Raw genomic sequence first — 26444 nt, forward strand, 5'->3', positions numbered from 1 at the left:
AGGTCGCAGCCACGCTGAAGCTGCACGCCCGGCGCATCACCGTTCACCTCGGCGATGCGGCTGACAAATGGTGGCCTGCCTTGCTGAAGGGGCTACCGAAACTGACCGCGCTAGGCTGACTCGTCGGCGATACCACCACCGATCCCTGCGCCAAGCAGCCCCACTTCGGCTGACGGTGACGGCTGCACGGATGAGGGCAATTCATTCCTGTAGGCTATAAGAAGAACTAAAATTTGCGCTTTTTTGCATATAACAGCGGGGTCTCATGCTGCCAACGCGGTGCCGGTGGGCTGGTGTTGGCAGCGAGGGCTGACAATCCACTCAGCCAGCGCCCTCATGAATAAGGCGGGCTAAGCGCATGAGCGGATTGACCCAACCGACTTAGACGCGCCTATAATGGGGCTGTTTTTAAAAGCCACGCCCTGTGTTCAGTGGCGCGCATTACTTAGGGAGAAGACTGTGGAAGCAAGCTCGCCATTCACTTTTGCAATCATTGGATTAATCGTCGGCTTTATCATCGGCTTAGTGTGCTATCGACTTTTCAGCAAAGGTGCGCGGGATGCCGCTTCACTCAAGCAGACACTGCTTGAACGTGAACACCAAATCGCTGAACTAAAGAAGGGCATGAGCAGCCACTTAACGAGCATTCAGCAGCGCTTAGAAAACATTCGCCACGAAGCTGATCAGCTTGAGCAACAGGTAGAGAACGAAGCAACTCAGTGGAAACTATCCAGCGTTAAGCCGTCATCCAGCACCACCACAAGCGACACTGAAAACGACAGCAACGTGGCAATGCCTAGAGACTACGCAGCGGGCAAAAACGGTACGCTGTCAGAAGATTTTGGCTTAAAAGAGAGCCACCAACCTACTGAAGGTACAGCAGCACAACCTCCCCGCTACTAAGGCAAACGCCGCCATTACTGCCGCGTATCGCCAGCAGGGCACCCGATCAATGAGCGACAGGTGCCCTGCGCCCTTGAGTTAGGCAGGATTATCAATATCCACAAAACGATGCTCCACACCGAACTCACTGCCTAGCCACTCACCAAGCGCTTGGACCCCATAACGCTCAGTGGCGTGGTGGCCCGCCGCAATATAGTGAATCCCCATTTCACGCGCCAAATGCGTGGTACGCTCAGATATTTCTCCAGACACAAACACCTGCGCCCCTGCTTCGTAGGCAGTGGTGATCATATCCTGCGCTCCGCCCGTACACCATGCGATTCGCTCTATAGACTGCTCAGCAAACGGCGCTTCCACAACAAGAGGAGACCGCTGAAGCGTGGTGCTTATTTGCCCAGCAAGCTCACCAATACTTTGGGGCGCAACCAAACGCCCCGACCAGAGCAACCCTTCCCCCAGCTCCCCATCCAAACAGCCTTCTACTTTCCAACCGAGCCGCTTAGCTAACTGAGCATTGTTGCCTATCTCCGCATGGGCATCTAATGGCAAATGATAGGCAAGAAGGCTTATATCATTGGCGAGCAACGTTTTAATGCGGCGCTGTTTCATTCCTGTAATAGGCACTGGCTCGTTTTTCCAAAAATAACCGTGATGCACCAACACCATGTCAGCCTGCCATGCTACCGCCTCATCTAACAGCGCCTGGCACGCCGTCACTCCTGACATCACTCGCTTGACGGTATCACGCCCTTCAACTTGCAACCCATTAACCGTAAAGTCCTTAAATTGCTCGGCTCGCAGCTGATGGTCACAAGCGGCGACAAGTTGATCGCGATGATTCACACTCACTCCTTAACAGTTTAAACAGCCACCGTGAGGCACAGCGGCATTCAGTGTTACCATAACGCCATTGTAAAACTCGCTCCGCATTATCGCGAACCTCGCGACTATTTAGACTGCCACCCGCTGAGGAATCCTCGCATGCACCGTTCTGTGCTGCCCTATTTATGGCCCATTACCACGGGGCTCTTGCTAGCTGCCGTGCTACTGCTCGCGTTCCCAGAGCAGTTGCCAAACCCGTTTCGACAGACTCCGCCCGCAGCGGTGGAAACACCCCCGGCACTGGTACCCACTACCAGCAACGAGCAGAGCACTAACCGACCTGCGCCCGACATTCGCCAAGCAGAACCTCTTGCCCGCAACCAGGGCCCGGCTAGCTACTCCGATGCAGTTAACCAAGCAGCGCCTGCGGTGGTGAACATCTATTCATCCCGGATTGTAGAGCGCGACCAGCACCCACTGATGTCAGACCCCTTCTTCCGGCAGTTCTTCAGCGGCGACGATGCCACAACCCATCAACGGATGCTCTCCAGCTTGGGATCTGGCGTCATTGTCAGCAAGGATGGCTATGTACTGACTAACCATCATGTGATTAATGGCGCGGATCAAATCCAGGTTGCCCTGCGCGATGGGCGTGAAACGCTGGCCGAAGTGATTGGTACAGACCCAGAAAGCGACTTAGCAGTGCTGCGCATTGATCTTGAAAATCTACCGGTGATTGAGCTTGCCGACTCAGAACAGGTCGCCGTCGGCGATGTGGCACTGGCAATTGGCAACCCCTTCGGCGTTGGCCAAACCGTCACTATGGGCATTATTAGCGCCACAGGGCGCAGCCATTTAGGGCTTAATGCATATGAGGATTTTATTCAGACCGATGCGGCCATTAACCCCGGCAACTCAGGCGGCGCACTCGTTAATCCTGATGGCGCTCTAGTGGGAATTAATACGGCAATTTTCTCACGTTCAGGCGGCTCTCAAGGTATCGGCTTCGCAATTCCCGCCAACCTTGCCCACAGCATACTCAATGAGCTGGTGACTCGCGGTCGCGTAATTCGCGGCTGGCTGGGCATTGAGGCTCAGGCGCTTTCGCGAGAGCTCGCAGCCTCGTTTGGGCTACGCACCCCACAAGGCGTGATCGTAGCAGGCGTGGTAAGCGGCGGACCTGCCGCACAGGCAGGCTTACAACCGGGGGATGTACTGCTCTCTATTGATGGCCAGGTCATTTTAGATGCACGCGCTACTATGAGTGACATTGCATCTATTCCTCCCGGCACGTCACTGCCTCTGACGATTGTCCGCGGCGGCGAGCGCATGGAGATGACGCTGGAGGTAGGCGAGCGCCCGGTGCCGACCAACGCAACATCAGCCGACAGGCAGAGCGGCTCTTAAAGCCGCCCTGCTACACTAAACACACTGCCCGTTAATCGCGAACCCGGTACTCGGCAGAGCGAGCATGGGCAGTGAGGTACTCCCCACGGGCCAACACCGAAGCGACTTTACCCAGCTCAGACGCCCCTTCAGGGGAACAGTGGATAATGGAAGAGCGTTTCTGGAAGTCGTACACCCCGAGCGGTGATGAGAATCGCGCCGTGCCGGATGTCGGCAGCACATGGTTCGGCCCCGCGCAGTAATCCCCCAGCGCTTCCGACGTGTGGCGCCCCATAAAGATAGCGCCCGCATGGCGGATATCGTCTAGCCATGCCTCAGGCTCAGCAACCGACAATTCAAGATGCTCAGGAGCGATACGGTTAATCATCTCAACCGCTTCGGCCTGATCTGTACACAGAATCAGTGCGCCGCGACGGTTCAGGGATGCGCGGGCAATCTTTTCGCGCTCTAGCGTTGGCAGCAACCGCTCGATGGAAGCCGCCACGGCGTCCAAATGCGCGGCATCCCAGCTCACCAAAATCGCCTGGGCATCTTCGTCATGCTCCGCCTGAGAGAAGAGGTCCATGGCGATCCAATCCGGGTCGGTTTGCCCATCCGACACCACCATAATCTCGGAGGGCCCGGCAATCATATCGATGCCGACCTGGCCGAACACGGCCCGCTTGGCAGTGGCCACGTAGATGTTGCCGGGTCCCACAATTTTATCGACCCGAGAAACGCTTTGCGTACCGTAGGCAAGCGCGGCAACGGCCTGGGCGCCACCAATAGTGAAGACGTAGTCCACGCCCGCTAGGTGCGCCGCCGCCAATACCAGATCATTCAACACACCATCAGGGGTAGGTACCACCATGACGATTTCACGCACACCTGCCACGTGGGCAGGAATGGCATTCATCAGTACGGACGACGGATAAGCCGCCTTACCGCCTGGAACATAGATGCCTGCACGATCAAGCGGTGTCACTTTTTGGCCTAACACCGTGCCATCGGCTTCTTCATACTGCCAAGAGGTCGGTTTTTGCCGCTCGTGGTAGCGCTTAATACGCTCGGCAGCCATTGCCAGGGCATCACGCTGCTCGGCAGGCAAACCATCATACGCCTTCTTTAATTGCTCTGGCATTAGGCGCAATTGCGCCATCGATTCGACCGATAGACGGTCAAAGCGGTTGGTTGCCTCAATGACCGCCTGATCACCGCGTTGCTTAACGTCTGCCAAGATTTCCTCAACACGAGCCTGGACCGCTTTATCAGACACGCCCTCCCAATCCAACAGCGCATCGAGGCGCTGATGGAAAGCCGTTTCACTGGTCGAGAGGCGGGCAATAGTGGCTGTGGTTGTATCGCTCATGATGAACCTCGTGTCATTCGATAGGCTGCGTCTGACGCTTTTTTACGGCACTTTCCAGGCGCGCTAGCAGCGGCTTAATACGGTCGTGCTTCATGGTCATGGCCGCTTTGTTGACCACCAAACGCGTGCTGATATGGGCAATGAGCTCACGGGGTTCCATACCGTTAGCGCGAAGCGTATTGCCAGTGTCGACGATATCGACGATCTCATCGGCCAAGTTCATGAGCGGAGCCAGCTCCATCGCCCCGTAGAGCTTGATGACCTCTGCCTGGATCCCCTGCTCGGCGTAGTAGCGACGCGCTACGTTGACGAACTTGGTCGCCACGCGGCGGCGTGCTTTGGCAGGGGGCTGCCCGGTAACACCCGCAGTCATCAGCTTGCAGCGAGCAATCTCTAGATCTAGCGGCTCATAAAGGCCTTCCGCGCCATGCTCAAGCAGCACGTCTTTACCTGCAATGCCCACATCGGCGGCACCTAATTGTACGTAGGTGGGCACATCGGTGGCGCGGATGATCACCAGCTTGACGTCCGGCAAGTTAGTATCAAAAAGCAGCTTGCGGCTTTTACTTAAGTCTTCAGCGGGCGTAATGCCCGCATCTGCCAGCAGAGGCAGCGTTTCATCCAAAATACGCCCTTTTGAAAGGGCTAAAATCAGTTGCTTACTCATGGTCTAAGGCCAGTGTTGTCCGCGTGGCTTAGCCGGGGATACGGCGAATTTTCGCCCCCAGCAGCTGTAATTTTTCCTCGATACACTCGTAGCCACGATCAATATGGTAGATGCGATCGACCAGGGTCTCTCCTTCGGCCATCATGGCCGCAATAACCAGAGATGCCGAAGCACGAAGGTCCGTTGCCATCACCGGGGCTCCAGAAAGCTTATCAACGCCCTTAATTAACGCGGCGTTACCCTCCAGTACGATATTCGCGCCCATCCGGTTAAGCTCTTGAACGTGCATAAAGCGGTTTTCGAAGATTGTCTCTACTACCCGTGAATGCCCGTCTGCAACGGCATTCATAGCGACGAACTGAGCCTGCATATCGGTGGGGAATGCGGGATAAGGCGCCGTTCGGATATTAACCGCCTTCGGGCGCTTGCCATGCATATCCAGCGAAATCCAATCTTCACCGCTGTCGACCTCCGCACCCGCCTCTTCCAACTTAGCGAGTACCGCTTCAAGAATATCGGCCCGGGTACGCTTCACTTTTACCCGCCCGCCGGTCATTGCCGCCGCGACCAGGAAGGTGCCCGTCTCGATACGGTCGGGCATGACATCGTGCTCGCAGCCGTGCAGCGAGGCAACGCCATCAATGATGATGGTGTCCGTGCCGTGACCATGAATCTTCGCGCCCATTTTGATCAAGCACTCGGCCAGATCCACCACCTCAGGCTCACGGGCGGCGTTTTCAAGAACCGTTCTGCCGTCGGCGAGCGTAGCCGCCATGAGCAGATTTTCTGTGCCTGTCACCGTCACGGTATCAAAAAAGATCGTTGCACCTTTTAAACGACCGTCGACACGGGCACGAATATAGCCCGCTTCAACGTGGATCTCCGCCCCCATGGCTTCCAGACCACGCAGGTGCAAATCCACCGGGCGTGAGCCAATGGCGCAACCACCAGGCAGTGAGACATCCGCCTTACCAAAGTGCGCCAGCAGCGGCCCCAGCACCAGAATAGAGGCGCGCATCTTTTTCACCAGCTCGTAAGGCGCATGGCATTGAGTGACCTGAGAGCCATCCAGTTGAATGCTCAGTTTTTCACCCATCACAGGCTCAACGCCCATTCGTCCCAACAGCTCAAGCGTGGTGGTAATATCCTGCAAATGCGGCAGGTTACCGATAACCACTGGGCCATCTGCCAATAGGCTCGCGCATAGAATAGGCAGCGCGGCATTTTTCGCACCGCTTGCCCATACTTCGCCATCCACCGAGCCATTGCCCGTAATAATGAGTTTATCCATGGAGCGGCCGTTACTGAGCGTTTTCCGCCGCAGTTTGCCACTGCGTCGGAGTAAACGTTTTAATGCTGATAGCGTGCAGTGCACCCGAAGCGATTTCCTCGCTAAGCGCTGCGTATACAAGCTGTTGACGCTTCACTGGAGAAAGACCTTCAAAGGCTTCACCAACTGCAATCACCTGAAAATTGCAGCCTTCACCCTGGATGTGAAACTCACACCCATCGATGCGGGATTCAAGCAGTGCTTTTACCTCGTTGGGTTGCATGAGACAGGAAACTCCTTTGGGGTCGTTGAAATAATAAGCAATAGGCGAACATGATAAAGAAAAGCGACACGCTTGGCGATGCCGTGCAAGCCACCAATAAATAGAGCAGCCCGTGGGCTGCTCTAAAGATCGCTCAGTTCAAGCTGAAACGGATGAGGAAGTAAGCGCATCCAACTCCGCCAAAGAGGCCAGCCGCTTGAGCGGGGCCGACAAGACAATCGAACGAACCGTGATCTGCAGCGCTTGGCAAGCACGCAGCCATTCAAATAAGACACTAATAGCAACGCTGCTGGCCTTACTGACTTGCTCAAAGTCAAAGCAGACCTCTAAACACTTGGCACTGCGTAACCATTTCACACCTGCAGCGGCCACCTCAGTCGCTACATTCATTGTCAGGTCGCCAGCAACCATGAGCGCATCACCCTGAATCGTTAGGGACACCTCTGAACGAGACAGCAGCGATGTCACGCGTCGCCTCCCTGCTCTAGCTCGTCCACACCTATTTCTGGCGCCCAACCACGGATGACCGCATCATAATCGCGGTTATTGTCACGCATGGCTTGGTCGAACTGATTACGGAAGGTCAAGCCCAGGTTAATGCCGTTGACAATTACGTTCACGACACGCCATTGGCCGTCAGAAAGACGCAGGCTGTAGCTGACCGGGTAGACCTGACCATTGTTGGCCACCACTTCCATATCGACGCTGGCCTGATCTTCGTGACGCTGGGCACGCTGTTGGCTCAACACACGCAGCTCGTCGTAGTCGAAGGTCACCAGACCACGCGTGTAGGTATCGATCAGCGTCTGGCGGAAGACATCCGCAAAACGGCTGCGCTGCTCTGGCGTGGCATTACGGAAATAGCTGCCCATCACACTGGCACCGATATAGCGAAAATCTGCTACTTCGTTGAGGCTTTCATTCACCAGCGCCTTCAACTCATCTAGATTATTGGCGTAGTAGTCCTCTTTGCCATTAATTTGGCTCATAAAGGATTCGATATTGTCTCGAATCATCTCTTCTGGAGACTGTGTTTGTGCTTGGGCCAGCAGCGGTGCCAGCAACAGCATGGCAGCCAACGCGAGCCGCTGAACGAAAACAGGAAAAACCTTATGCATCATATCAACCTCTCAAATGAAGATAGCTAAAGGCAGCTAGTTGCTGACCATATTGGATACAAATTGCTGAATAAGTTCTTCAAGCACCAGAGCGGACTGCGTATCACGAATCACGTCACCCTCCTCAAGCACATCTGGTGCCCCACCAACACTTAGCCCAATGTACTGCTCGCCCAATAGGCCAGCCGTTAATATGGCTGCGGTGGTATCCTGGGAAAGCTGGCCTTCAAGCTCACTATCCAAGCTTAAAGTGACACGAGCGTCGTACCACTCCGTATCCAGCTCGATTGACTCCACCCGGCCCACGGTAACCCCTGCCATAGTGACGCGGGCACGCGGCTTCAACCCACCGATATTGGCGAAGTTGGCCTCCAAGCGGAACGTATCTGAAGGTGCTGAGAGCGTTAAACCGCTGACTCTCAGGCCGAGGAATACCAGCCCTATGATGCCAGCCAACATAAACAGGCCAACGCCAAACTCCATGGTTTTGCTGCGCTTCATGACATTACTCCACCCTTAAAGGCCGCCGAACATAACGGCGGTTAAAACGAAATCCAGCCCTAGCACCGCTAACGAGGAGTAGACCACCGTACGGGTGGTAGCTCGCGAAATCCCCTCAGAGGTTGGCACTAGGTCATAACCCTGAAACACAGCAATCCAGGTCACCACCAGCGCGAACACCACGCTTTTGATCATGCCATTGCCGATATCATCGATGAACGACACGCTGGCCTGCATATTGCTCCAATAAGAGCCCTCAAATACGCCCAGCCACTCGACGCCAACTAAGTAGCCGCCCCAGATACCCACCACGCTAAAGCCAACGGTAAGAATAGGCAGCGCTACGAAGCCCGCCCAAAGTCTAGGAGCCACCACGCGACGCAGCGGATCCACACCTATCATTTCCATGCTAGTGAGCTGTTCGGTGGCTTTCATCAGGCCAATTTCAGCAGTCAAAGCAGACCCCGCCCGCCCGGCAAACAGCAGCGCGGCAACTACCGGTGCCAGCTCTCGCAACAGAGAAAGCGCGACCATTTGGCCTAATGCCTGCTCGGCACCAAAATCTACTAAAATGGTATATCCCTGTAGCGCCAGCACCATGCCGATAAAAAGCCCCGACACCAGCACGATGGCCAGAGACAGCACACCCACGAAGTGCATTTGGCGCAGCCAAAGCGACCACCCCTCTCGTGACGGCACTCCCACGGCCGACTGAGCAAGAAACACCGTGGCGCGCCCTAAAGCCTCGACCACGTCGCACCCTTTACGCCCTAGGCGGGTAACCCGCGCCGTGTAGTGAGAAAATTTAGACTGCATCTACCCTGCCTTTATTGCTAAGTCATGACCGAGAATATCCCTATAGAGCGTCTCTGCAGGATAGTGAAACGGCACCGGACCATCTGGCTCGCCGTGCATAAATTGGCTCACACGAGGGTCTTGATTCACCTCTAGCGAGCTCGGAGTGCCGTGCGCCACCACCTGCCCATCCGCAATCAGGTAGAGGTAGTCGGCAATACTCAGCGTTTCCTTGATATCATGGGAGACCACTACCGAGGTCAGCGACAGCGCCTGATTGAGCCGCTTGATCAATTGCACCAGCACGCCCATAGAGATAGGGTCCTGGCCGACAAACGGCTCATCATAAAGGATTAACTCAGGGTCAAGTGCAACTGCCCGCGCTAATGCCACCCGCCGCGCCATACCCCCTGATAGCTCAGCGGGAGTTAAATGCCTTGCCCCCCGCAACCCTACTGCCTGTAACTTTAGCAACACCAAGTCGCGAATCATGGTATCGGGCAAGTCAGTATGCACCCGCAGCGGGAAGGCCACATTCTCGAAAACATCTAAATCCGAAAACAGCGCACCGCTCTGAAACAGCATTCCCATACGCTTACGTAGCGTAAACAACGCCTTGCGTGACAGGCGGTGAACATCCTGCCCATCAATTAAAATCCGCCCACGGTCTGGCGTTAATTGGCCACCAATGAGCTTCAATAGCGTTGTTTTACCCGTGCCGCTTGGCCCCATAATGGCGGTGACTTTGCCACGCGGAATGGTCATATTAACGCCACGGAAGATATCGCTATCTCCACGGGAAAAGTAAACATCTTCAACCTGTATGAAGGGAACATCCGTCATAAGCTGATTGACCTTCATCGTGTTGCCAGAACGCGTCAGTATAAACCGACTGGGCGCGGGGCAGTTTAGAAAACAGTGTTTTCGAAATATTATCGAACATCGTAACCTAACGCTACTCTTAGCAACAGTCGCGCAAATCATTGCCGCACAAACCATTCGTCAATAGAACTCACTAATACCGCGGGTACTTGCTGCATGCTTTAGCTAAACACTGCTGCAAGATGTTATTCTTACTAGGCACCTATTCACATCGATGAAACGAGACACGCCATGCGTCAGCCACTCTCCACACCCAGCCAACTGCGTGAAAGTGCACTGCGCACCTTGCAAATCGAGCAAGCGGCTATTGGCGGCTTGCAAGCCAAGCTAGATGAAAGCTTTGACCACGCCTGTCAGCTTATGCTTGCCTGTCAGGGACGCGTGGTAGTCACCGGCATGGGAAAGTCAGGTCATATCGCCGGCAAAATCGCAGCTACCCTAGCCAGCACAGGCACTCCAGCCTTTTTTGTTCACCCAGGTGAAGCCAGCCATGGCGACTTGGGCATGATTACCCGCGCCGATGTGGTTTTGGCACTCTCTAACTCCGGTGAAACCGCTGAAGTAACGGCCCTACTCCCGCTACTCAAGCGACTTGGCACACCGCTAGTCAGTATGACTGGCCGCCCAGGCTCCACTCTTGCACAGCACTCAGACGCCCACCTGGATAGCGGTGTAGAACGAGAAGCCTGCCCGCTTGACCTAGCACCCACCAGCTCCACCACCGCCGCCCTTGCCCTAGGCGACGCCCTTGCTGTTGCCCTATTGGAAGCACGGGGCTTTACCGCTGAAGACTTTGCCCTCTCTCACCCTGGCGGCAGCCTCGGTAAGCGCTTACTACTGCGTGTTAGCGACTTAATGCACGATGGCTCACGGCTCCCTCAAGTAGCGCTGGGCAGCCCGCTGCGCGATGCACTACTTGAGATAACACGCCAAGGGCTGGGCTTTACCTGCGTGGTGGATAGCGAAGGCCGTCTTGCCGGGGTCTATACCGACGGCGACTTGCGTCGCACGCTAGACCAATACCACGACCTGCGCGATGTTCAGGTAGATCACGTAATGACGCGCCCCGGCAAGCGCATTGGTCCAGACGTACTAGCTGCCGAAGCGGTGCGCATTATGGAAGATAACCGTATCACTGCACTGGCTGTTGTTGATGAACAGCAGCGCCCCATCGGCGCGCTGCATATGCATGACCTGCTTGCCAGCGGCGTTATTTAACGACTTTATACTGCTTTTTTGGCAATGGATGATGGAGGCTTTATGGCCCTACCTGATGCACTACTCGACCGGCTTCGCCGCGTAAAACTGCTTGCGATTGATGTAGACGGTGTACTTACTGACGGCCGTCTCTATTTTCAGGCTGACGGTATCGAAATCAAAGCGTTTCACACCCAGGACGGTCATGGCCTGAAGTTACTCAAGCGTGTCGGCATCCATGTGGCGCTGATTACCGGCCGTGATTCACCTATGGTGAGCCAGCGCGCTGCTGCCTTAGGAATCACTCACGTGCACCAGGGCTGTGAAGACAAACTCACTACCCTGAGAGCGCTTTGTCAGCGGCTTGATATCACCTTAGAACAGGTCGCCTACTGTGGAGATGACCTACCTGATCTTGCTCCGATCAAGCGCTCCGGTGTCGGTATTACGGTCCCCAATGCTCCGGACTACATGCACCCCCATGCCGACTGGATCACTGAACGCCTTGGCGGACACGGGGCTGTGCGTGAAATTTGCGATACGCTCCTAACGTCCCAAGGGCACTGGGATGCCGTACTCGATACGTATCTGCACGGACAGCCATAATGCGCTTTAGGGTAAGAAAACGGGTCTGGATCACGGCAATGGTCATCGCCCTAGGCGGCGTGCTGGTTTGGCTAGACCCTCGCGGCCCCCAGGAGACTGAGATTGACTCTGAAGCTCGTGCCCAGGAACCTGGGCACGTATTAGAGAATGCCGAAATTACCCTATTTGGCGAAACAGGCACTATTCAGCAATCTCTGGTAACCCCACGGCTGGTGCATACTCCGCAAACGGCAATGACTGACGTGTTGTCACCCCGTGCCACGCTGTTTGATAGCGAACAACGTGAGTGGCTCGCCACGGCGAACACTGGCACCCTCAATACTGAAACCCAAGCATTAACATTGGCAGGCTCCGCGCGGCTACTAGCGCCTGAAGAGGGGTGGCAGCTTGATAGCGAACTATTAAACTACGACGGGACCACCCGGCATGCCTGGAGCGACACCCACGTAGTGTTGCAGCAGCCCCCTCAGCGTATGGAAGCCTCCCGAATGGATGTATGGCTGGATGACAGCCAAGTCCGTTTAACCAACAACGTGCGCGGCGTTCATCCGCCGGCCACCCGTTCCCCTTAGGAGTCGCGGTCAACTACCCCCGCCTGAAGGCGGGAGCTTGTGACAACAAGCCCGGTTGACCAGGGAGAGCGGTAGCCAACCCGCTACGTTGATAACAGGTCGCCAAGACTCACCCACGGATGCTTCCTCAGTCCGTGGCTCTGAAAGGTCAAGATCATGCTGGCGCAAGGTAAAACGCCGAAGATCTTGATCGCTGCCACAAGGCAGGAGCCGGTTATCGACATTCCCGAGGGGAGACGGGGCGCAAGCCCCGCGACACAAGGTCCGTAAGGGCATTGATTAGGAGGAAATCGCATGGCGATTTTCGTACTGGACAAAAAGAAGCAGCCGCTGATGCCGTGCAGTGAAAAACGGGCTCGGTTGCTGCTACAGCGCGGGCGTGCCGTGGTGCATAAGCGCTATCCGTTCACGATCCGGCTGAAAGATCGAGTGGGCGGTAGCACGCAGCCACTAAGCCTGGGCATCGACCCTGGCAGCAAAACGACCGGGCTGGCGCTGATACGCGAACCGGACAGTCAGCAGCGGCATGTGCTGTGCCTGTTTGAACTAATCCATCGCGGTTATCAGATCAAAAAGGCATTACAACAACGCGCCGCCTTTCGGCGTCGCCGCCGCAGTGCCAACCTGCGTTACCGCGCCCCGCGCTTCAATAATCGCACCAAACCCAAGGGCTGGCTGGCACCGTCGCTGCAGCATCGCGTCGATACCGTCACGGCCTGGGTGAACCGGTTGAATCGTTTAGCGCCTGTAACCGCCATCAGCCAAGAGTTGGTGCGCTTTGATACGCAGAAGCTGGATAACCCCGAGATCAACGGCGTGGAGTACCAGCAAGGCACGCTGCTGGGCTACGAAGTACGCGAGTACCTGCTGGAAAAATGGGGCCGTGAATGTGCCTATTGCGGCACCGCCGATACGCCGCTGGAGATCGAGCATGTGATACCGCGCTCGCGGGGCGGCTCGAACCGCGTCAGTAATTTGACCCTAAGCTGCCACCCCTGCAACCAGAGCAAGGATGCGCTGTCACTGGTGGATTTTTTCGCCACTGACAAAGGCCTGAAAAAGCGCCTGAAAGCCAACGGCCACACCGCTAACGCTCGGCTTGAGCGTGTGCAGCGCCAGCTCAAGCAACCGCTGCGCGATGCCAGCGCGATCAATGCCACGCGCTGGGCGCTGTTTAATGCGCTCAAAGCGACTAGCTTGCCGGTGGCTGTCGGCACCGGCGGTCGCACCAAGTACAACCGCCAGCGACTGGGCATTCCTAAAACCCATGCTCTAGACGCGGCCTGTGTCGGTGCGTTCGACGCACTACATGCTTGGCAGGTGCCCACATTAACCATCAAGGCGATGGGGCGTGGTAGCTATCAGCGCACCCGCTTAACGAAACACGGGTTTCCGCGTGGCTATCTGATGCGGCAGAAGCAGGTGCACGGCTTTCAAACCGGCGACATGGTGCGTGCGATGGTACCGACTGGCAAGAAAGCAGGTACCCATACGGGGCGTGTCGCGGTACGCAAAACCGGCAGTTTTAACATCCAGACCGAACAGGGGGCCGTGCAAGGCATCTCGCACAAATACTGCACCCTCATCCAACGCGGTGATGGCTACGGCTATCACTTTACACCCTTCACCCACCTAACAGGAGGAGCGGGACAGGCGGTGGCGTAACCCAGTCGCCCTGCGGGCGACGCGCTATCCCTCCCGGCGCTAAAGCACCGGGTTTCTCGCGCAAAATCTGATGAATGCTCTAATCCGCACTGCACTTCTTGCCCTAGCCGTGCCGCTTGTCACAATTGCACTGCCTGTAGCGGCACAAAACCAAGCGCCTATTCATGTGGAGGCCGACCGGTTAGACCTTGACCAACGAGCAGGGACAGCCGTGTACACCGGTAACGTTGACATTCGCCAAGGCAATATGCAGCTACGCGGAGAGCGTGTCGAAATTCAGCGTAACAATGCTGGCGAGTTGTCTCGCGCCATCGCTACGGGCGAGCGTGCTTACTTGCGTAACCAAATTGAAGACCAAGAAACCCCTATAGAAGGCTGGGCGCGTCGGATTATTTATCACGTTTCCGAACGCCGGGTTGAGCTGATTGACCAAGCTGAGCTGACCCAGCAAGGAGATCACTTCCAAGGTGGACGTTTAGAGTACTTTATCGATCAAGAAGTAGTACAAGCACGCTCTGACGTTAGCGGCAGTGAAAATCAGCGTATTCGTATGACCCTTCAGCCCGAACAATAGGAAGTGGCCACGTGGCAGCATCAACATCCCCAGCCCCCACACCAGTAAAAACGCTCTACGCCCATCATTTAGCGAAGAGCTATAAGCGCCGCCGTGTGGTTAAAGATATTAATCTGGAAATCACTCAAGGTAGCGTGGTTGGGCTACTTGGCCCTAATGGCGCAGGTAAAACCACCTCGTTTTATATGATTGTGGGGTTGGTCAAATTGGATGCGGGCAAAGTAGGCATTGACGACCTTGACCTCACTCATGCTCCTATGCATGAACGCGCCATGGCAGGGATTGGTTATCTACCCCAGGAAGCTTCCATCTTCCGCAAGCTCTCCGTGGCTGACAACATTATGGCCATTTTAGAGACACGCAAAGAGCTTGATCGAAGCGCCCGGGAAGCACAACTTGAGTTACTACTTGAAGATTTTCACATCACTCATATACGCGACAACTTAGGCATGAGTCTTTCTGGGGGCGAACGCCGCCGTGTTGAAATCGCCCGCTCTTTGGCCACCGAACCGGCCTTTATCCTGCTGGATGAACCTTTTGCCGGGGTTGACCCGATTTCCGTTGGGGAAATTAAAGCTATCATTCGAGCGTTAAAGAAACGCCACATTGGTGTATTGATCACCGACCATAACGTTCGTGAAACGCTGGATATTTGTGATATTGCCTACATTGTTGGCGACGGTCACATCATTGCCAGTGGAAACGCCCAGGAAATCCTCAACAACCAGAAGGTTCGAGATGTCTATTTAGGCGCCGATTTCCGCCTTTAAACAGTGACCTGCAGAAGCATTTCTTTTAGTGGCATGCTTATTGCACTTGCACCAAGCCATAACTCACTCTAGGGTGGAGCTTTCTGATTAACGAGTGGTTCTCAGATGGTCATGAAAGCTTCTCTCCAATTGCGTATCGGCACACAGCTGACCATGACACCTCAGCTGCAGCAGGCTATCGCCCTGCTTCAGCTATCGACGCTGGACCTTCGTCAAGAAATTCAGCAAGCGCTAGATGCCAATCCCATGCTTGAGCAAGAAGATGAGTTTGGCGAGCAGGCTGTCAGTGAGCCTCAAGAGGCTGAGTGGTCCGAGAGCATCCCCAACGAACTCTCCGTCGACAGTGACTGGTCAGATACCTATCAAGACATAGGCAGCCTGGGTGGCAGCAGTGAAGGCCCCGACTTCGAGCGCCAAGCCGCTGGACAAAGCCTACATGGCCACCTGCTATGGCAACTGGCCATGACAGACTTTAGCCCGCGAGAATACGCCATCGCGGAAAGCCTGATTGATGCGCTGGATGCCAACGGCTATCTCACCCAGCCGCTTAATGACATTCGGGAAGGATTAAAAGCCCAAGGCCATGACAGCTTAAGCCAGCGGGAAGTGGAAAATACCCTGCTGCGCTTGCAGCAATTTGAGCCCACCGGCGTCTTTGCCCGAGACCTGCGTGAATGCCTGATGCTGCAACTCGCCTCACTACCTGAGGACACCCCTCTGCTAATGCCCGCCAAACGGCTGGTTCGCCAGTTTTTGGAAGCATTAGGCAAAGACGATATGCGGCTTCTCAAGCGCCGTTTAAGCCTTGATGACGAGCAGCTTGACGATGTCATCCGTTTAATTCGCAGCCTTGACCCACGCCCTGGGAGCACCTATGGCGTTACCGACGACAGCTACATCACCCCCGACCTAGTCGTTCGGCACGACAATGAAGGTTGGCATTTAGAGCTCAATCCAGAAGCACTACCACGCTTGCGTATACAGCCCGACTACGCCAGCTTGATCAAACGCGCAGACAAAAGCCAAGACAACCAGTTCCTCAAAGAGCACCTCCAAGAAGCCCGCTGGCTGATCAAAAGCTTATCGAGTCGCAATGACACGCTGCTACGAGTTGGGCGTGAAATTATTGCACGCCAAATTGGCTTTCTGGAGCATGGCGAAGAAGCAATGAAACCGCTGATTTTAGCGGATATTGCTGAAGCGGTAGAGATGCACGAATCCACCATATCTCGTGTGACCACGCAGAAATTTATTCACACGCCGCGGGGCGTTTTCGAGCTTAAGTACTTCTTCTCAAGCCAGGTAAGCGGCCAAGACGGCGGCGACAGCCACTCCAGCACAGCCATTCGCGCCCGCATCAAAAAGCTGATTCAGGATGAGCCCTCAGGAAAACCGCTCTCCGATAGCCGCTTGGTGACTCTGCTTGAAGAGGGGGGCATTAGCGTTGCACGGCGTACTGTCGCAAAATACCGGGAGTCAATGGGCATTCCCTCGTCAAGTGAGCGCCGCCGTTTACGCTAGTTAAGCGGTACGTATGAACAAACTCAACGCAAGGGCTTTGCAATAGCGTAAAAAGGGTTACAATCGAAGTACAGTCCGATGGATAAGGAGCACGTCAATGCAAGTAAACATCACTGGTCATCACGTTGAACTGACTGACGCCTTGCGCGACTACGTTAACGAAAAGCTGCAGCGCGTTGAACGCCACTACGACAACATTACCACGGTGCAAGTGACCTTATCTGTTGAGAAGGAGCGCCAGCAAGCAGCCTGCACACTGCACGCTGCCGGTGCAGACCTTCACGCCGAAGCGCTTGATAACGACATGTATGCCGCTATTGATGCGCTAGCAGACAAAATCGATCGTCAACTCGTTAAACATAAGGAAAAAGCACAAGCTCGCGCCCAGGGCGCTGGTGTGCGTTAACTCAATGACGTTGGAAACCATCCTCCCCCCGGAGCGCGTGCTTTATGACGTTCCCGGGGGCAGCAAAAAACGGGTGCTGGAGTTTTTCAGCACCTTTATCGCCCAAAATACACCCAGCCTAGATAGCCAAGAGGTGTTTAGCCGACTCATTGGCCGCGAGCGACTAGGCAGTACGGGGATAGGCAACGGGGTTGCCATCCCCCACGCTCGCAGTCCTCACTGTAGCGCACCCATTGCTGGCTTTTTAAAGCTTGCTGAGCCAGTAGACTTCGACGCCATTGATGGCGACCCGGTGGATCTTGTGTTTGTGCTGCTGGTACCAGAAGAGGCAGATGACACCCACCTAGCACTGCTTGGCCAAGTGGCTACTATTATGAACGACGCCCATACGCGTCAGCAGTTACGTAAAGCCGATAGTCAGCGCGAACTCTTAGCACTTATTACCGCCAAGATTCGCGAACAAGCCGCCTAGGCTTTATGGGCGGTGGCCACTGCACGCAGCGATAATTTCCTCCCATGCAAGCCAAGAGAGACGCTATGCAACTGGTGATCATTAGCGGCCGTTCAGGGTCCGGTAAATCTATCGCCTTACAAGCGCTAGAGGATCTTGGCTACTACGCTATCGACAATTTACCCGCCATGCTGCTGGGCTCATTAGTTGATGAACTACGTGAGCAAGGCGAGCGCACTCACTTAGCAGTGAGCATTGACGCGCGCAACCTTCCTACGGCGCTTGAACGCCTCCCAGCTTTACTGGAAGAACTACGCCAGCGAGAAATTCGTTTTCAGGTCATCTATCTGACCACGGATGCGCGCATTCTTTTGGAGCGTTACTCAGCCACCCGCCGTCGCCACCCGCTTACCCGGGATAGCGAAATGACGTTGGAAGAGGCCATCAATAAAGAAGAAGAGACGCTGCTTGAAATTCGCGATCTCGCTGACTTGTTGATCGATACGTCGCGCTTATCCGTGCATGACCTGAGACGCCGCATTACTGATCAAGTCGCCCACCAGCGAAAAGATCAGCTAACACTGACGTTTGAGTCGTTTGGCTACAAACGCGGCGTACCCATGGATGCCGACTTAGTCTTCGATGTTCGCTGCCTGCCCAACCCTTATTGGGACCCTACCCTGCGCCAATTTACAGGGCGTGATGCTAATATAGTGGCGTTTTTAAGTAGCTACCCAATGGTCGAGGCAATGACCAATGATATTCAGGCTTGGTTGGAAAAGTGGCTTCCGGCTTACCAAAATAGCCAGCGAAGTTATATAACCGTGGCTATTGGCTGCACCGGCGGGCAACACCGCTCTGTTTATATGGCCGAACAGCTTGCTAAAAAGCTGGTTAAACAGACCGGAGAAGTACAGTTGAGACACCGTGAGCTGGGGTTACAATACACGCTGAGCGAAGAGCCAGCGGTACCATGCGTTACCACACCCACCGCTGCCAGCACGCCCTGAGTTTCAGGACCTAACTTTTAAGGCCTAAGCTTCTCAAGACCTAAGTTTTTCAAGACCTTAGTTTTTCAAGACCTAAGTTTCAAGACCCACTCGGCAAAAAGGAACCAGAGTGCCCAAAAGAACCTTAACACTTACCAACCAGCGTGGTCTTCATGCCCGCGCGGCCACCAAACTGGTGAAATGTGGCCAGCAGTTTTCCGCGAATATCGTGGTTTATAAGCAGCAGCAGAAAGCCGATGCCGCCAATATTATGTCGCTGCTAATGCTGGCTGCCCCCTGCGGCACCGAGCTCACTGTCGCCGCTGAAGGAAGCGACGCCGAACAGGCGCTAGATGCCATTGAAGCTCTGTTCGACGCACGGTTTGACGAAGACCAGTAGCTAGTTTACCAAGTCAGCACTTGTCGACTAGCTTCCTGCCACTGTCATCGCATCAATCAGCCAGCTACCCGTGTGAATACTGCCACGGGTATCCGTATCACTTCCCACACCGCTTAGCCCCGCGAACATCTTGTTGAGGTTACTAGCAATAGTGAACTCCTCAATGGGGTACTGTACTTCGCCATTCTCAATCCAGAAACCCGCTGCTCCCCGGGAATAGTCGCCAGTGACGCCGTTAACGCCCTGTCCCATGAGCTCGGTCACCCAAATACCACGCCCCATCTGTGTTAACAGCTCTTCCCGCGGCGTTAACGGCGCTAACAAGCGCATGTTGCGCGCGCCGCCCGCATTGCCCGTGGACTGCATTCCTAAACGACGCGCGCTGTAGGCAGAGAGCATGTAACTCGCCACCTCCCCCTGATCAATAAACCGGTTGCTACGGGTTTGTACACCCTCCGCATCAAACGGTGAACTAGCCGTTGCTCCCACTTCCAGCGGGCGCTCTTCTAACCCAAACCAATCGGGGAATAGCGGGCTACCCAAGCGATCACATAAAAACGAGGCTTCTCGATAAAGCGCGCCGCCCGCCAGAGCACCCATAAGGTGGCCGATAAGGCCGCTAGCAAGGGAGGGATCAAACAGCACAGGAAACGTTCCCGTCGGGGGGCGTCGCGCTCCTAGACGCCGCAACGTTCGCGCTGCTGCCTCGCGCCCCACCTCCTCTGGGTGGCGAAGCTGCTGCGGGTTACGCGCAGACGTATAGTCATAATCCCGCTGCATACCTTGCTCATCTTGGGCAATCAGCATGCAGGAGAGTGAGTGACTGCTCCCCTTTTGAGTCCCCAAAAAGCCGTGGCTATTGGCGTATACTCGCACGCCCTCACCGCTTGAGAGCGAGGCACCTTCTGACTGGTGAATACCTGACACCTCACGGCCAGCCTGTTCGCAGCGCAGGGCAAGGTCAATCGCTTCATCGGTTGAGAGTGCCCACGGATAGTGCACCTTCAAGTCTGGCAAATGGGTCGCCATCAGCTCTGCTTCAGCGAGGCCTGCAGCGGGATCTTCCCCGGTATAACGTGCAATAGCCAGCGCCTTTTCAACCGTGGCACGAATGGAGGCACTACTGGCATCCGTTGAGGAAGCGCTACCTTTACGTTTTCCCACATAGAGTGTGACCGCAATACCCTGATCACGAGATAGTTCAACGGTCTCCACTTCACCAAGTCGCACGCTAACGCCCAACCCTTGGTCAACGCTCGCGCCGACTTCGGCGGCATCCGCCCCTAGCTGTTTTGCCAGGGCAAGCGCCTCTGTGGCGCGCTCCGTCAACTGCGCCTGCTGCGCCGTTGCATCAAATGCCTGTGCCATATGGCCTCCTTTTCGCCTGAATCGCATTGGCGAATCAATGTTGTGGTCGCAGCCTGATATAATGCTGCAAACGAATCTAATCTGTGAGTTCTTATATGCCGAAGCAACGCCCCGAGCCTATCGATATCGATGAACAAGAAGAGCGCCCGAGTAAATCTCAGCTAAAGCGTGAAATGCATGCTCTGCAAGCGCTTGGCGAAACATTAATTGCCATGAAGCCTGCCGAGCGGGCGCGCTTTCCTTTATCAGACGATATGCTGAGAGCGATTGAAGAGACTTCTCGCATTCGCTCTCATGAAGGCCGCCGTCGCCATATGCAATACGTTGGCAAACTTATCCGCAAAGAGGACCTAACGGCCATTCAGGGCGTTTTCGATGCCATCGAACAAGAGAAAGAGCAGCGCGATCATGCGTTTCATCGCCTGGAAAAATGGCGTGACCGCCTAGTGGATGAGGGCGACGACGCCGTTGACTTGTTTATGGCAGACTACCCTAACGCCGATCGTCAGGCGCTGCGCCAGCTAGTGCGCAACGCCCGCAAAGAGCGCGAACAGGGCAAGCCCCCCACCAGCTCACGCAAGCTTTTCAAACACCTGCGCGATACGCTAGCGCTGTAAACCAGAGTCTCAAGAAGACTGCGTGCCGCCCACGGTCAGCTCATCCAGTTTCAGGGTGGGTTGGCCAACCCCCACCGGCACACCCTGGCCCTCTTTACCGCAAACGCCAATCCCGGTATCCATCGCCATGTCGTGGCCAATCATCGATACCCGGCCCATGGCCTCAGGCCCGTTACCAATCAGCGTTGCACCTTTCACCGGCGCGGTAATTTTACCGTCTTCAATCATGTAGGCTTCGCTCGCCGAAAACACGAATTTTCCCGAGGTAATATCCACCTGCCCTCCGCCAAAACTCACGGCGTAGATTCCCCGCTTAACGCTTTTAATGATATCGGCAGGGTCATCTTGACCAGCCAACATCACCGTATTGGTCATACGCGGCATCGGCAGATGAGCGAACGACTCACGGCGGGCGTTGCCGGTAGGTGCCATCTTCATCAATCGCGCGTTTAACTTATCCTGCATATAGCCAGTTAAAATGCCATCTTCAATCAGCGGCGTATATTGGCCGGGCGTGCCTTCGTCATCCACGCTCAACGCGCCGCGACTATCAGCAACAGTGGCATCGTCAACCACTGTGACTCCCTTGGCGGCAACCTGCTGCCCCATTCGCCCTGCAAAGGCAGAACTGCCTTTACGGTTAAAGTCACCTTCCAAGCCATGGCCTACCGCTTCGTGCAGCAGAATGCCCGGCCAACCGGCGCCTAACACCACTGGCATCTGCCCCGCTGGCGCATCAATGGCTTCAAGATTGACCAGCGCTTGGCGCACCGCCTCTTTGGCATAGCGTTCGGCAACGCCCTCATCCCGCAGACGCGACATGGAGTAACGACCACCGCCGCCAGCGCTGCCGCGCTCACGGCGGCCATCTTTCGCCGCAATAACACTGACGTTAAAACGCACCAGTGGGCGAATATCCGCCGCTAGGGTGCCGTCACTGGCGCGTACTAAAACCACCTCATAGGTGCCCGACAGCGACGCACTGACCTGGCTAATGCTCGGGTCGGCCGCTCTGGCCACGCGGTCTGCCTCTTTCAGCATGGCCACTTTGTCTTCTGCCGAAAGGCCCGCCAGTGGGTCGATACCTGCATAGTACGACGCCACGCTGACTGGCATCACTTTCTGCCCTGGCAACTGTTTGCCGCTGCGGACAATGCCAGAGGCGGTACGGCCTGTATCCATTAGTGCATCAGCGGTAATTTGGTTGGAGTACGCAAACCCGGTTTTCTCACCTGCCAACGAGCGCACGCCAACGCCGCCATCAATGTTATAGCTGGCCTCTTTAACTTCGCCATCTTCCAGCACCCAACCCTCTTGCCAGGTGCGCTGAAAGTAGAGGTCGGCATAATCAATCCCCGCTCCCATGGCGTAGCCAAGGCCAGCATCCAGAGCGTTCAAATCGAGGCCACCTGGCGTTAGCAAAATGGAAACAGCGGACTCTATATCGCTTTTATGTGCGGTCATTGGGGGCCTTCTAAAGTCACTTGCGGCGAGGTCCAAGGGCCTCGCACGCGATAATAAATAGTGGTTGCTTGATCCAGCGCATCGCCAAAAATTTGGTCGGCAAGAAACAGTGCACCGCCCACAATGGGCGCTCCGACAGCAATGGCGGCGATGGGTAAACTTTGGCTAACCGGCAGTGTGACGCCTAGGCGCTGGTCAAGTTCACGCTGTAAGAGGTTAACACTTCCTGTTAGCGTCAGCGTGGTGGCGGGTGCATCAATTTGCAGGGGGCCACGAAGCAACAGCTGCCCTCCAGCTACATCGGCAGTGCCATGCACACGGTCAAAGGCCGTTCCCTGACCGGTTAGGTCAGAAAAATCGAACCGTAGACGGCGCAGAATGTTATCAAAGTTGAGCAAGCCCACTAAGCGGGCAGGCGTCGATTCAAGCGTCACAAAACGGCCGTCGCGTATATCAGCACTCATTTCACCACCGGCCCGGCTTAAATCAAGCTGCCAGGGGGCTCCCGGCCAAGTAAGCTCAGCAGCAAGGTCGGTGGTGCGGCTACGCATGGCTACCGGTTGGTTAAGTCGCTCCAGCGCCGTCCCCACATCGCCACCCTGTATGGAGATATCCGCTCGTGTACGGCTATTCACCGCATTGCCTTCCCAAACCAACTCGCCGCGTGCAGAAAGCTGTCCGAGGGTTAAACCAACTGGTGAGAGCGAAAAACGACGATCATCGGTTTGCCAGTAGGCGGTTAATGGGCCAAAGCGAGTGCCACCAACGCTAATATCCGCTAGCCGTAGCCTGCCGTTGGGCATTTCAGCTAGCCAGTCGGGAATAGCAACGGGGGCTACATACTGTGTTTCAATTGCATCAACCCAAGAGTCGGGGGCTGCGACAGTGGCATCATGCTCTTTGGCGGGCAGGTCCAGTAAACGATCTAGGACTAGCATGCTAATTGCAACATCAAGCGGCCGCTCACTGGTGGGTTGGTAATCTAGGCGCCCAGACAACATATCGCCGCTAAGTTGAAGTGCTGCGCGCTGGCCGGTGAGTGTCCCTGAGGCGTTAAAAGCGCCAAAGCACTCGTCACGAAAGCGTAAACAGCCAGCACGTAGCAGTACTTCAAGCGGCGTGCTCTCGCCACTAGAAGCAGATGCCAAGGCGCCTCCCGACAATATCGGCGACAGCACAGCGTGCCATGCCATGGGGTCTAACGTATCGAGCCCTGCTTCAAGGCGCCAGCCAGGCTGGCTGGGCCAATTCGGTCGCTGCACTGCATTGCCGAGCACCACTTCGGCCGCTAGTGCACCACTATTCAACGTTTGGAATCTCGCGGCTGCCTTATCGGCCAATTGCGTCGATACTCGCCCGCTTTCAAACTCCGCGCGTAGCTGCCATGGCCACGGTTGATCGCTAGTCTTGGCAAACGGCTCGGGTAGCGCGCTGGTGATGCCAAGCAGGCGGCTCTCTAAGGTTAACACTGGACGAGCCGCAAGAGAGACCTCACCCTGCCACTGGGTGCGGCCACTCATCATTTGGCGAGCCTGCTCTGCAGGCAGTCCTGCCAGCGACCACAGCGCAGACGACTCCACGCTGCCCTGCAAGGCAACACGCTGATCAGCCATCAGCTCTGCGCGAATATCACCGCCCTGCCACTGGCTGCTTAGCTCTCCTAACAGCGCATGCGCCTCACCCACCTGCTGCCAGCTGAGCCCACCCTCCAGATCACGCAGGGTTATTGGTAGTGACGCGAAGCGCACAGCCGATAGTGCTGGCCGCGCATTAATCTCTAGCTGGAGCGACTCCTCGTTATCCAGCGGCAATACAAGGGCGATATCCCCTTCGACGGTACCATCAACGGTAATATCGCTAAGTGGTAACGTGTCCATATCCGGCATGGCCTGAACAAAGTTCAGCAAGGATGCACCATCACCCTGAAGACTGCCTGATAGCTGAAGCGGCTGCTCTTTCTCCATACGTATCGTGCCTTGGGATACTTCAACGCCGTGGCTTTGGGCGTGCTCTACCTGGGCTTGAAGCACTCCTCCTTGCCATAGCAAGCGCCCCTCGACATCTTCCAAACGCGGCCACTCCGGGGCAATCGGCAAGTGGCCTTGAGTGACCTCCAGTGCGAGCGTTGCCGAGAGTTGATCTGATGAAGCCGCAGGTCCCAGGGGCTGACTAAGCTTCAGCGAACCTTGCGGCACTAAGCCACCAATATCGCTCTCCAACCACTCCCTCAGCTTCGGCTCAAATGCTTTCATGGGCAGCCACTGGGAGAGCGGGCGGGAGATCGCATCTACATCGGCAAACGCAATATCCAACCCAAATTGACCGCTTTGCTGCCCCGCGATCAAGCCGAACCCACCGCTTACCTGGGCGCCATCCCAGTCCACATTAAGGTCACGGCCGCTAATCATGGTGTTAGGACCATCATACACCCACTCCACCACCCCTTCGGCGTGACTTAGCTGCATAGGCACATCGAAGAGTTCTGGAAAATAGAGCGTACTATCGCCTGCGCTATTAAAGGTCACTCGGCCACGCAGGTCGCGAGCCTGCACCCAAGCGTCCAGCGGACCGCCTCCTGGCGCTTGCTGCCAGGGGAGTACAGCCACATTAGTAAGTGCAGCATCCACGCCCCAACGCCCCTCACTCTGCCCCAGGCGCAGCCCCTGCACCTGCCCTCGGGGCGAGAGCGTTTGCAATACCCGGGTGAGTGACTCAGGCAACAGCGCATACTCCCGCCAAGCCGCTAGCGAGGCGAGCTCAAACGCACTGGTTCGCAACTCCCACTGCCCCGGCTGGTGTGACAGATACCAGTGGTGTGGCAGCGCGGGGCCATCACCAACGCCTTCAGGCTGGGCCCACTCTACGGTTTCTGCATTGCCACTTAGCCACGCCTCACCGCCTTCGCTGTCGCGCAGCCACTGCCCACTGGCCTGAATGTTTCGCAGCACAGCGTACTCCACATCTTTACGTAGCGTCAGCTCGGGCACATCTAGTGCAAGCCGCGCATCAGCTAGCGCGCCTTCTTGCCAACGCCCCCATAGCTGCACATGACCGCCCACCTGTTCGAGAAAAGGCATGCGATCTGGCCGAAACAGTGCCGCCAGCACCACCAGATGATCCAACTGCATATCGAGCTGAAGCGCAGCAGAAAAGTCCCTAAAGCCTTGCTGACCGGGCTGCATTTCGGCACGCATGGTAATGGCGGGCAGCTCTGATGCCAGCACATCAGGCGCCTCGACAATATTCAGGGAGCCCTCTAATCGTGTGCGGCGATGATCGCCATTCAGAAGCAGCGAAGGTGCATGAAGCATCACAGTCTGCTGCTGGCCATGCAGCATGATGCGGCTGTTATCCACCCAAAGGCGCTGGCGCAGCAGCAGTCCAGCCCAGGCATCCAAGGATTCAAGGTCCACCTCTGGTTGTGGTGCTACCCCCAGCGGCAGCTTGGCCGGTGAAGGCCAGCCCCAGGCGATGTCAGGCTGCTGGTAGAGATGGAATTCGAGCCCAGACATACGCGCATCGCTGAAGATAGGCGCTAAGTGGCGCAACGTGGCCCAGGCATCCAAACGCAGCGACAAGCGATCAAGCCCTATCAGGGCCTGACCATCCGGCGTTTGCGCATGAAGGTCTTCAAGCTCCAGGTGCAGGACGTTGCGCTCCAGAGAGAGCGCTAGATGGTCGATGCTCACCGGCACGCCAATACGTGCCTCTAAAAGCGCCTCCAAGCGGGGGGACAATGCATCCACTTGGCTAGCAAAGAGACGCAGCGCTAACAGCAGTACCGCCAGCGTACCCAGCACAACGGCCACCCCTACTAGACAGCCACGAAAAAAAGAGCGTGGTGCCAT

Annotated in this window: 27 protein-coding genes; 14 read left to right on the forward strand and 13 right to left on the reverse strand. The window is 55.9% G+C overall.

Going from position 1 to position 26444, the window contains the following annotated elements; translation table 11 throughout:
- Window positions 1-459: 459 nt before the first annotated feature.
- Window positions 460-903: a ZapG family protein gene (locus tag BMY49_RS10055; RefSeq protein ID WP_054641297.1), complete on the forward strand. Its 444-nt coding sequence runs from the start codon at window positions 460-462 to the stop codon at window positions 901-903.
- 78 nt (window positions 904-981) lie between these two features.
- Here BMY49_RS10055 and BMY49_RS10060 read toward each other — a convergent pair whose 3' ends face one another.
- Window positions 982-1746: a Nif3-like dinuclear metal center hexameric protein gene (locus BMY49_RS10060; RefSeq protein WP_089675508.1), complete on the reverse strand. Its 765-nt coding sequence runs from the start codon at window positions 1744-1746 to the stop codon at window positions 982-984.
- Window positions 1747-1884: 138 nt separating this feature from the next.
- Here BMY49_RS10060 and BMY49_RS10065 point away from each other — a divergent pair, with 138 nt between their 5' ends.
- A complete protein-coding gene (locus tag BMY49_RS10065; RefSeq protein ID WP_044629961.1) occupies window positions 1885-3132 on the forward strand; it encodes a Do family serine endopeptidase in 1248 nt (415 codons plus the stop codon).
- 31 nt (window positions 3133-3163) lie between these two features.
- On the opposite strand, the gene hisD is transcribed toward BMY49_RS10065, so the two are convergent.
- From hisD to BMY49_RS10110, 9 genes are all read right to left on the reverse strand, one after another.
- Window positions 3164-4480 (reverse strand): histidinol dehydrogenase, encoded by a 1317-nt coding sequence (hisD, locus tag BMY49_RS10070; protein WP_089675509.1) that lies wholly within the window; start codon window positions 4478-4480, stop codon window positions 3164-3166.
- 13 nt (window positions 4481-4493) lie between these two features.
- Window positions 4494-5147 carry an ATP phosphoribosyltransferase gene (gene hisG, locus BMY49_RS10075; RefSeq protein ID WP_054641296.1) on the reverse strand — a complete coding sequence of 218 codons (654 nt, stop codon included), beginning with the start codon at window positions 5145-5147 and terminating at the stop codon, window positions 4494-4496.
- Between the two features lie 28 nt (window positions 5148-5175).
- Complete coding sequence (murA, locus tag BMY49_RS10080) at window positions 5176-6438, reverse strand: UDP-N-acetylglucosamine 1-carboxyvinyltransferase (protein WP_062373387.1); 1263 nt, start codon at window positions 6436-6438, stop codon at window positions 5176-5178.
- Between the two features lie 10 nt (window positions 6439-6448).
- Window positions 6449-6700 carry a BolA family protein gene (locus tag BMY49_RS10085; RefSeq protein WP_044629957.1) on the reverse strand — a complete coding sequence of 84 codons (252 nt, stop codon included), beginning with the start codon at window positions 6698-6700 and terminating at the stop codon, window positions 6449-6451.
- Between the two features lie 138 nt (window positions 6701-6838).
- On the reverse strand, window positions 6839-7168 hold the full coding sequence (locus BMY49_RS10090) for an STAS domain-containing protein (RefSeq protein ID WP_044629956.1): 330 nt from the start codon (window positions 7166-7168) through the stop codon (window positions 6839-6841).
- Window positions 7165-7821 carry an MlaC/ttg2D family ABC transporter substrate-binding protein gene (locus tag BMY49_RS10095; protein WP_371827826.1) on the reverse strand — a complete coding sequence of 219 codons (657 nt, stop codon included), beginning with the start codon at window positions 7819-7821 and terminating at the stop codon, window positions 7165-7167. The genes BMY49_RS10090 and BMY49_RS10095 overlap by 4 nt, the downstream gene beginning before the upstream one ends.
- A gap of 33 nt (window positions 7822-7854) precedes the next feature.
- Window positions 7855-8319, reverse strand: a complete 465-nt coding sequence (gene mlaD, locus BMY49_RS10100) for an outer membrane lipid asymmetry maintenance protein MlaD (RefSeq protein WP_062373384.1) — start codon at window positions 8317-8319, stop codon at window positions 7855-7857.
- Window positions 8320-8334: 15 nt separating this feature from the next.
- On the reverse strand, window positions 8335-9135 hold the full coding sequence (gene mlaE / locus BMY49_RS10105; protein ID WP_044629953.1) for a lipid asymmetry maintenance ABC transporter permease subunit MlaE: 801 nt from the start codon (window positions 9133-9135) through the stop codon (window positions 8335-8337).
- Complete coding sequence (locus BMY49_RS10110) at window positions 9136-9957, reverse strand: ATP-binding cassette domain-containing protein (RefSeq protein ID WP_089675518.1); 822 nt, start codon at window positions 9955-9957, stop codon at window positions 9136-9138.
- Window positions 9958-10227: 270 nt separating this feature from the next.
- Between BMY49_RS10110 and BMY49_RS10115 the strand changes: the two genes are divergently transcribed.
- The 11 genes from BMY49_RS10115 to BMY49_RS10165 all read left to right on the forward strand — a co-directional run bounded on the left by BMY49_RS10115 (window position 10228) and on the right by BMY49_RS10165 (window position 19147).
- A complete protein-coding gene (locus BMY49_RS10115) occupies window positions 10228-11214 on the forward strand; it encodes a KpsF/GutQ family sugar-phosphate isomerase (protein ID WP_074210461.1) in 987 nt (328 codons plus the stop codon).
- 42 nt (window positions 11215-11256) lie between these two features.
- A complete protein-coding gene (locus BMY49_RS10120; protein ID WP_074210460.1) occupies window positions 11257-11799 on the forward strand; it encodes a KdsC family phosphatase in 543 nt (180 codons plus the stop codon).
- Window positions 11799-12371 (forward strand): LPS export ABC transporter periplasmic protein LptC, encoded by a 573-nt coding sequence (lptC, locus tag BMY49_RS10125; protein WP_044629950.1) that lies wholly within the window; start codon window positions 11799-11801, stop codon window positions 12369-12371. The genes BMY49_RS10120 and lptC overlap by 1 nt, the downstream gene beginning before the upstream one ends.
- A 294-nt stretch (window positions 12372-12665) precedes the next feature.
- The gene (gene iscB / locus BMY49_RS10130) at window positions 12666-14036 is read left to right on the forward strand and encodes an RNA-guided endonuclease IscB (RefSeq protein ID WP_089675510.1); all 1371 of its coding nucleotides are present in this window, start codon (window positions 12666-12668) and stop codon (window positions 14034-14036) included.
- A 70-nt stretch (window positions 14037-14106) separates the two neighbouring features.
- Window positions 14107-14610, forward strand: coding sequence for a lipopolysaccharide transport periplasmic protein LptA (lptA, locus tag BMY49_RS10135; RefSeq protein WP_044629949.1), 504 nt, complete (start codon window positions 14107-14109; stop codon window positions 14608-14610).
- 11 nt (window positions 14611-14621) lie between these two features.
- Window positions 14622-15380, forward strand: a complete 759-nt coding sequence (gene lptB / locus BMY49_RS10140) for an LPS export ABC transporter ATP-binding protein (protein WP_058577875.1) — start codon at window positions 14622-14624, stop codon at window positions 15378-15380.
- Between the two features lie 105 nt (window positions 15381-15485).
- Entirely contained in the window at window positions 15486-16901 is a 1416-nt protein-coding gene (locus tag BMY49_RS10145; RefSeq protein ID WP_044629947.1) for an RNA polymerase factor sigma-54, read from the forward strand.
- A gap of 97 nt (window positions 16902-16998) precedes the next feature.
- Window positions 16999-17307: a ribosome hibernation-promoting factor, HPF/YfiA family gene (gene hpf / locus BMY49_RS10150; protein ID WP_044629946.1), complete on the forward strand. Its 309-nt coding sequence runs from the start codon at window positions 16999-17001 to the stop codon at window positions 17305-17307.
- A gap of 4 nt (window positions 17308-17311) precedes the next feature.
- On the forward strand, window positions 17312-17779 hold the full coding sequence (gene ptsN, locus BMY49_RS10155; protein ID WP_044629945.1) for a PTS IIA-like nitrogen regulatory protein PtsN: 468 nt from the start codon (window positions 17312-17314) through the stop codon (window positions 17777-17779).
- Window positions 17780-17844: 65 nt separating this feature from the next.
- Complete coding sequence (gene rapZ / locus BMY49_RS10160; protein ID WP_044629944.1) at window positions 17845-18768, forward strand: RNase adapter RapZ; 924 nt, start codon at window positions 17845-17847, stop codon at window positions 18766-18768.
- A gap of 109 nt (window positions 18769-18877) precedes the next feature.
- Entirely contained in the window at window positions 18878-19147 is a 270-nt protein-coding gene (locus BMY49_RS10165) for an HPr family phosphocarrier protein (RefSeq protein WP_044629943.1), read from the forward strand.
- A gap of 27 nt (window positions 19148-19174) precedes the next feature.
- Here the strand turns inward: BMY49_RS10165 and pmbA are convergent, their stop codons facing one another.
- Entirely contained in the window at window positions 19175-20515 is a 1341-nt protein-coding gene (gene pmbA, locus BMY49_RS10170) for a metalloprotease PmbA (RefSeq protein ID WP_062360026.1), read from the reverse strand.
- A 95-nt stretch (window positions 20516-20610) separates the two neighbouring features.
- Between pmbA and yjgA the strand changes: the two genes are divergently transcribed.
- Complete coding sequence (yjgA, locus tag BMY49_RS10175; RefSeq protein WP_044629941.1) at window positions 20611-21132, forward strand: ribosome biogenesis factor YjgA; 522 nt, start codon at window positions 20611-20613, stop codon at window positions 21130-21132.
- 9 nt (window positions 21133-21141) lie between these two features.
- Here the strand turns inward: yjgA and tldD are convergent, their stop codons facing one another.
- The gene (gene tldD / locus BMY49_RS10180) at window positions 21142-22596 is read right to left on the reverse strand and encodes a metalloprotease TldD (protein WP_044629940.1); all 1455 of its coding nucleotides are present in this window, start codon (window positions 22594-22596) and stop codon (window positions 21142-21144) included.
- Window positions 22593-26444 (reverse strand): YhdP family phospholipid transporter, encoded by a 3852-nt coding sequence (locus BMY49_RS10185; RefSeq protein WP_338061331.1) that lies wholly within the window; start codon window positions 26442-26444, stop codon window positions 22593-22595. The genes tldD and BMY49_RS10185 overlap by 4 nt, the downstream gene beginning before the upstream one ends.

The sequence above is a fragment of the Vreelandella aquamarina genome (genome assembly GCF_900110265.1).
GTDB classification, from domain to species: domain Bacteria; phylum Pseudomonadota; class Gammaproteobacteria; order Pseudomonadales; family Halomonadaceae; genus Vreelandella; species Vreelandella aquamarina.

Excerpts from the sequence above, each read along its gene's own strand:
- yjgA (WP_044629941.1), top strand. The coding sequence starts at position 20,611 with ATGCCGAAGCAACGCCCCGAGCCTATCGATATCGATGAACAAGAAGAG.
- murA (WP_062373387.1), bottom strand. The coding sequence starts at position 6,438 with ATGGATAAACTCATTATTACGGGCAATGGCTCGGTGGATGGCGAAGTA.
- BMY49_RS10115 (WP_074210461.1), top strand. The coding sequence starts at position 10,228 with ATGCGTCAGCCACTCTCCACACCCAGCCAACTGCGTGAAAGTGCACTG.
- BMY49_RS10095 (WP_371827826.1), bottom strand. The coding sequence starts at position 7,821 with ATGATGCATAAGGTTTTTCCTGTTTTCGTTCAGCGGCTCGCGTTGGCT.
- BMY49_RS10110 (WP_089675518.1), bottom strand. The coding sequence starts at position 9,957 with ATGACGGATGTTCCCTTCATACAGGTTGAAGATGTTTACTTTTCCCGT.
- hisD (WP_089675509.1), bottom strand. The coding sequence starts at position 4,480 with ATGAGCGATACAACCACAGCCACTATTGCCCGCCTCTCGACCAGTGAA.
- BMY49_RS10145 (WP_044629947.1), top strand. The coding sequence starts at position 15,486 with ATGGTCATGAAAGCTTCTCTCCAATTGCGTATCGGCACACAGCTGACC.
- lptC (WP_044629950.1), top strand. The coding sequence starts at position 11,799 with ATGCGCTTTAGGGTAAGAAAACGGGTCTGGATCACGGCAATGGTCATC.
- hpf (WP_044629946.1), top strand. The coding sequence starts at position 16,999 with ATGCAAGTAAACATCACTGGTCATCACGTTGAACTGACTGACGCCTTG.
- mlaD (WP_062373384.1), bottom strand. The coding sequence starts at position 8,319 with ATGAAGCGCAGCAAAACCATGGAGTTTGGCGTTGGCCTGTTTATGTTG.
- BMY49_RS10085 (WP_044629957.1), bottom strand. The coding sequence starts at position 6,700 with ATGCAACCCAACGAGGTAAAAGCACTGCTTGAATCCCGCATCGATGGG.
- mlaE (WP_044629953.1), bottom strand. The coding sequence starts at position 9,135 with ATGCAGTCTAAATTTTCTCACTACACGGCGCGGGTTACCCGCCTAGGG.
- BMY49_RS10185 (WP_338061331.1), bottom strand. The coding sequence starts at position 26,444 with ATGGCACCACGCTCTTTTTTTCGTGGCTGTCTAGTAGGGGTGGCCGTT.
- iscB (WP_089675510.1), top strand. The coding sequence starts at position 12,666 with ATGGCGATTTTCGTACTGGACAAAAAGAAGCAGCCGCTGATGCCGTGC.
- hisG (WP_054641296.1), bottom strand. The coding sequence starts at position 5,147 with ATGAGTAAGCAACTGATTTTAGCCCTTTCAAAAGGGCGTATTTTGGAT.
- pmbA (WP_062360026.1), bottom strand. The coding sequence starts at position 20,515 with ATGGCACAGGCATTTGATGCAACGGCGCAGCAGGCGCAGTTGACGGAG.
- rapZ (WP_044629944.1), top strand. The coding sequence starts at position 17,845 with ATGCAACTGGTGATCATTAGCGGCCGTTCAGGGTCCGGTAAATCTATC.
- lptA (WP_044629949.1), top strand. The coding sequence starts at position 14,107 with ATGAATGCTCTAATCCGCACTGCACTTCTTGCCCTAGCCGTGCCGCTT.
- ptsN (WP_044629945.1), top strand. The coding sequence starts at position 17,312 with ATGACGTTGGAAACCATCCTCCCCCCGGAGCGCGTGCTTTATGACGTT.
- BMY49_RS10065 (WP_044629961.1), top strand. The coding sequence starts at position 1,885 with ATGCACCGTTCTGTGCTGCCCTATTTATGGCCCATTACCACGGGGCTC.
- tldD (WP_044629940.1), bottom strand. The coding sequence starts at position 22,596 with ATGACCGCACATAAAAGCGATATAGAGTCCGCTGTTTCCATTTTGCTA.
- BMY49_RS10120 (WP_074210460.1), top strand. The coding sequence starts at position 11,257 with ATGGCCCTACCTGATGCACTACTCGACCGGCTTCGCCGCGTAAAACTG.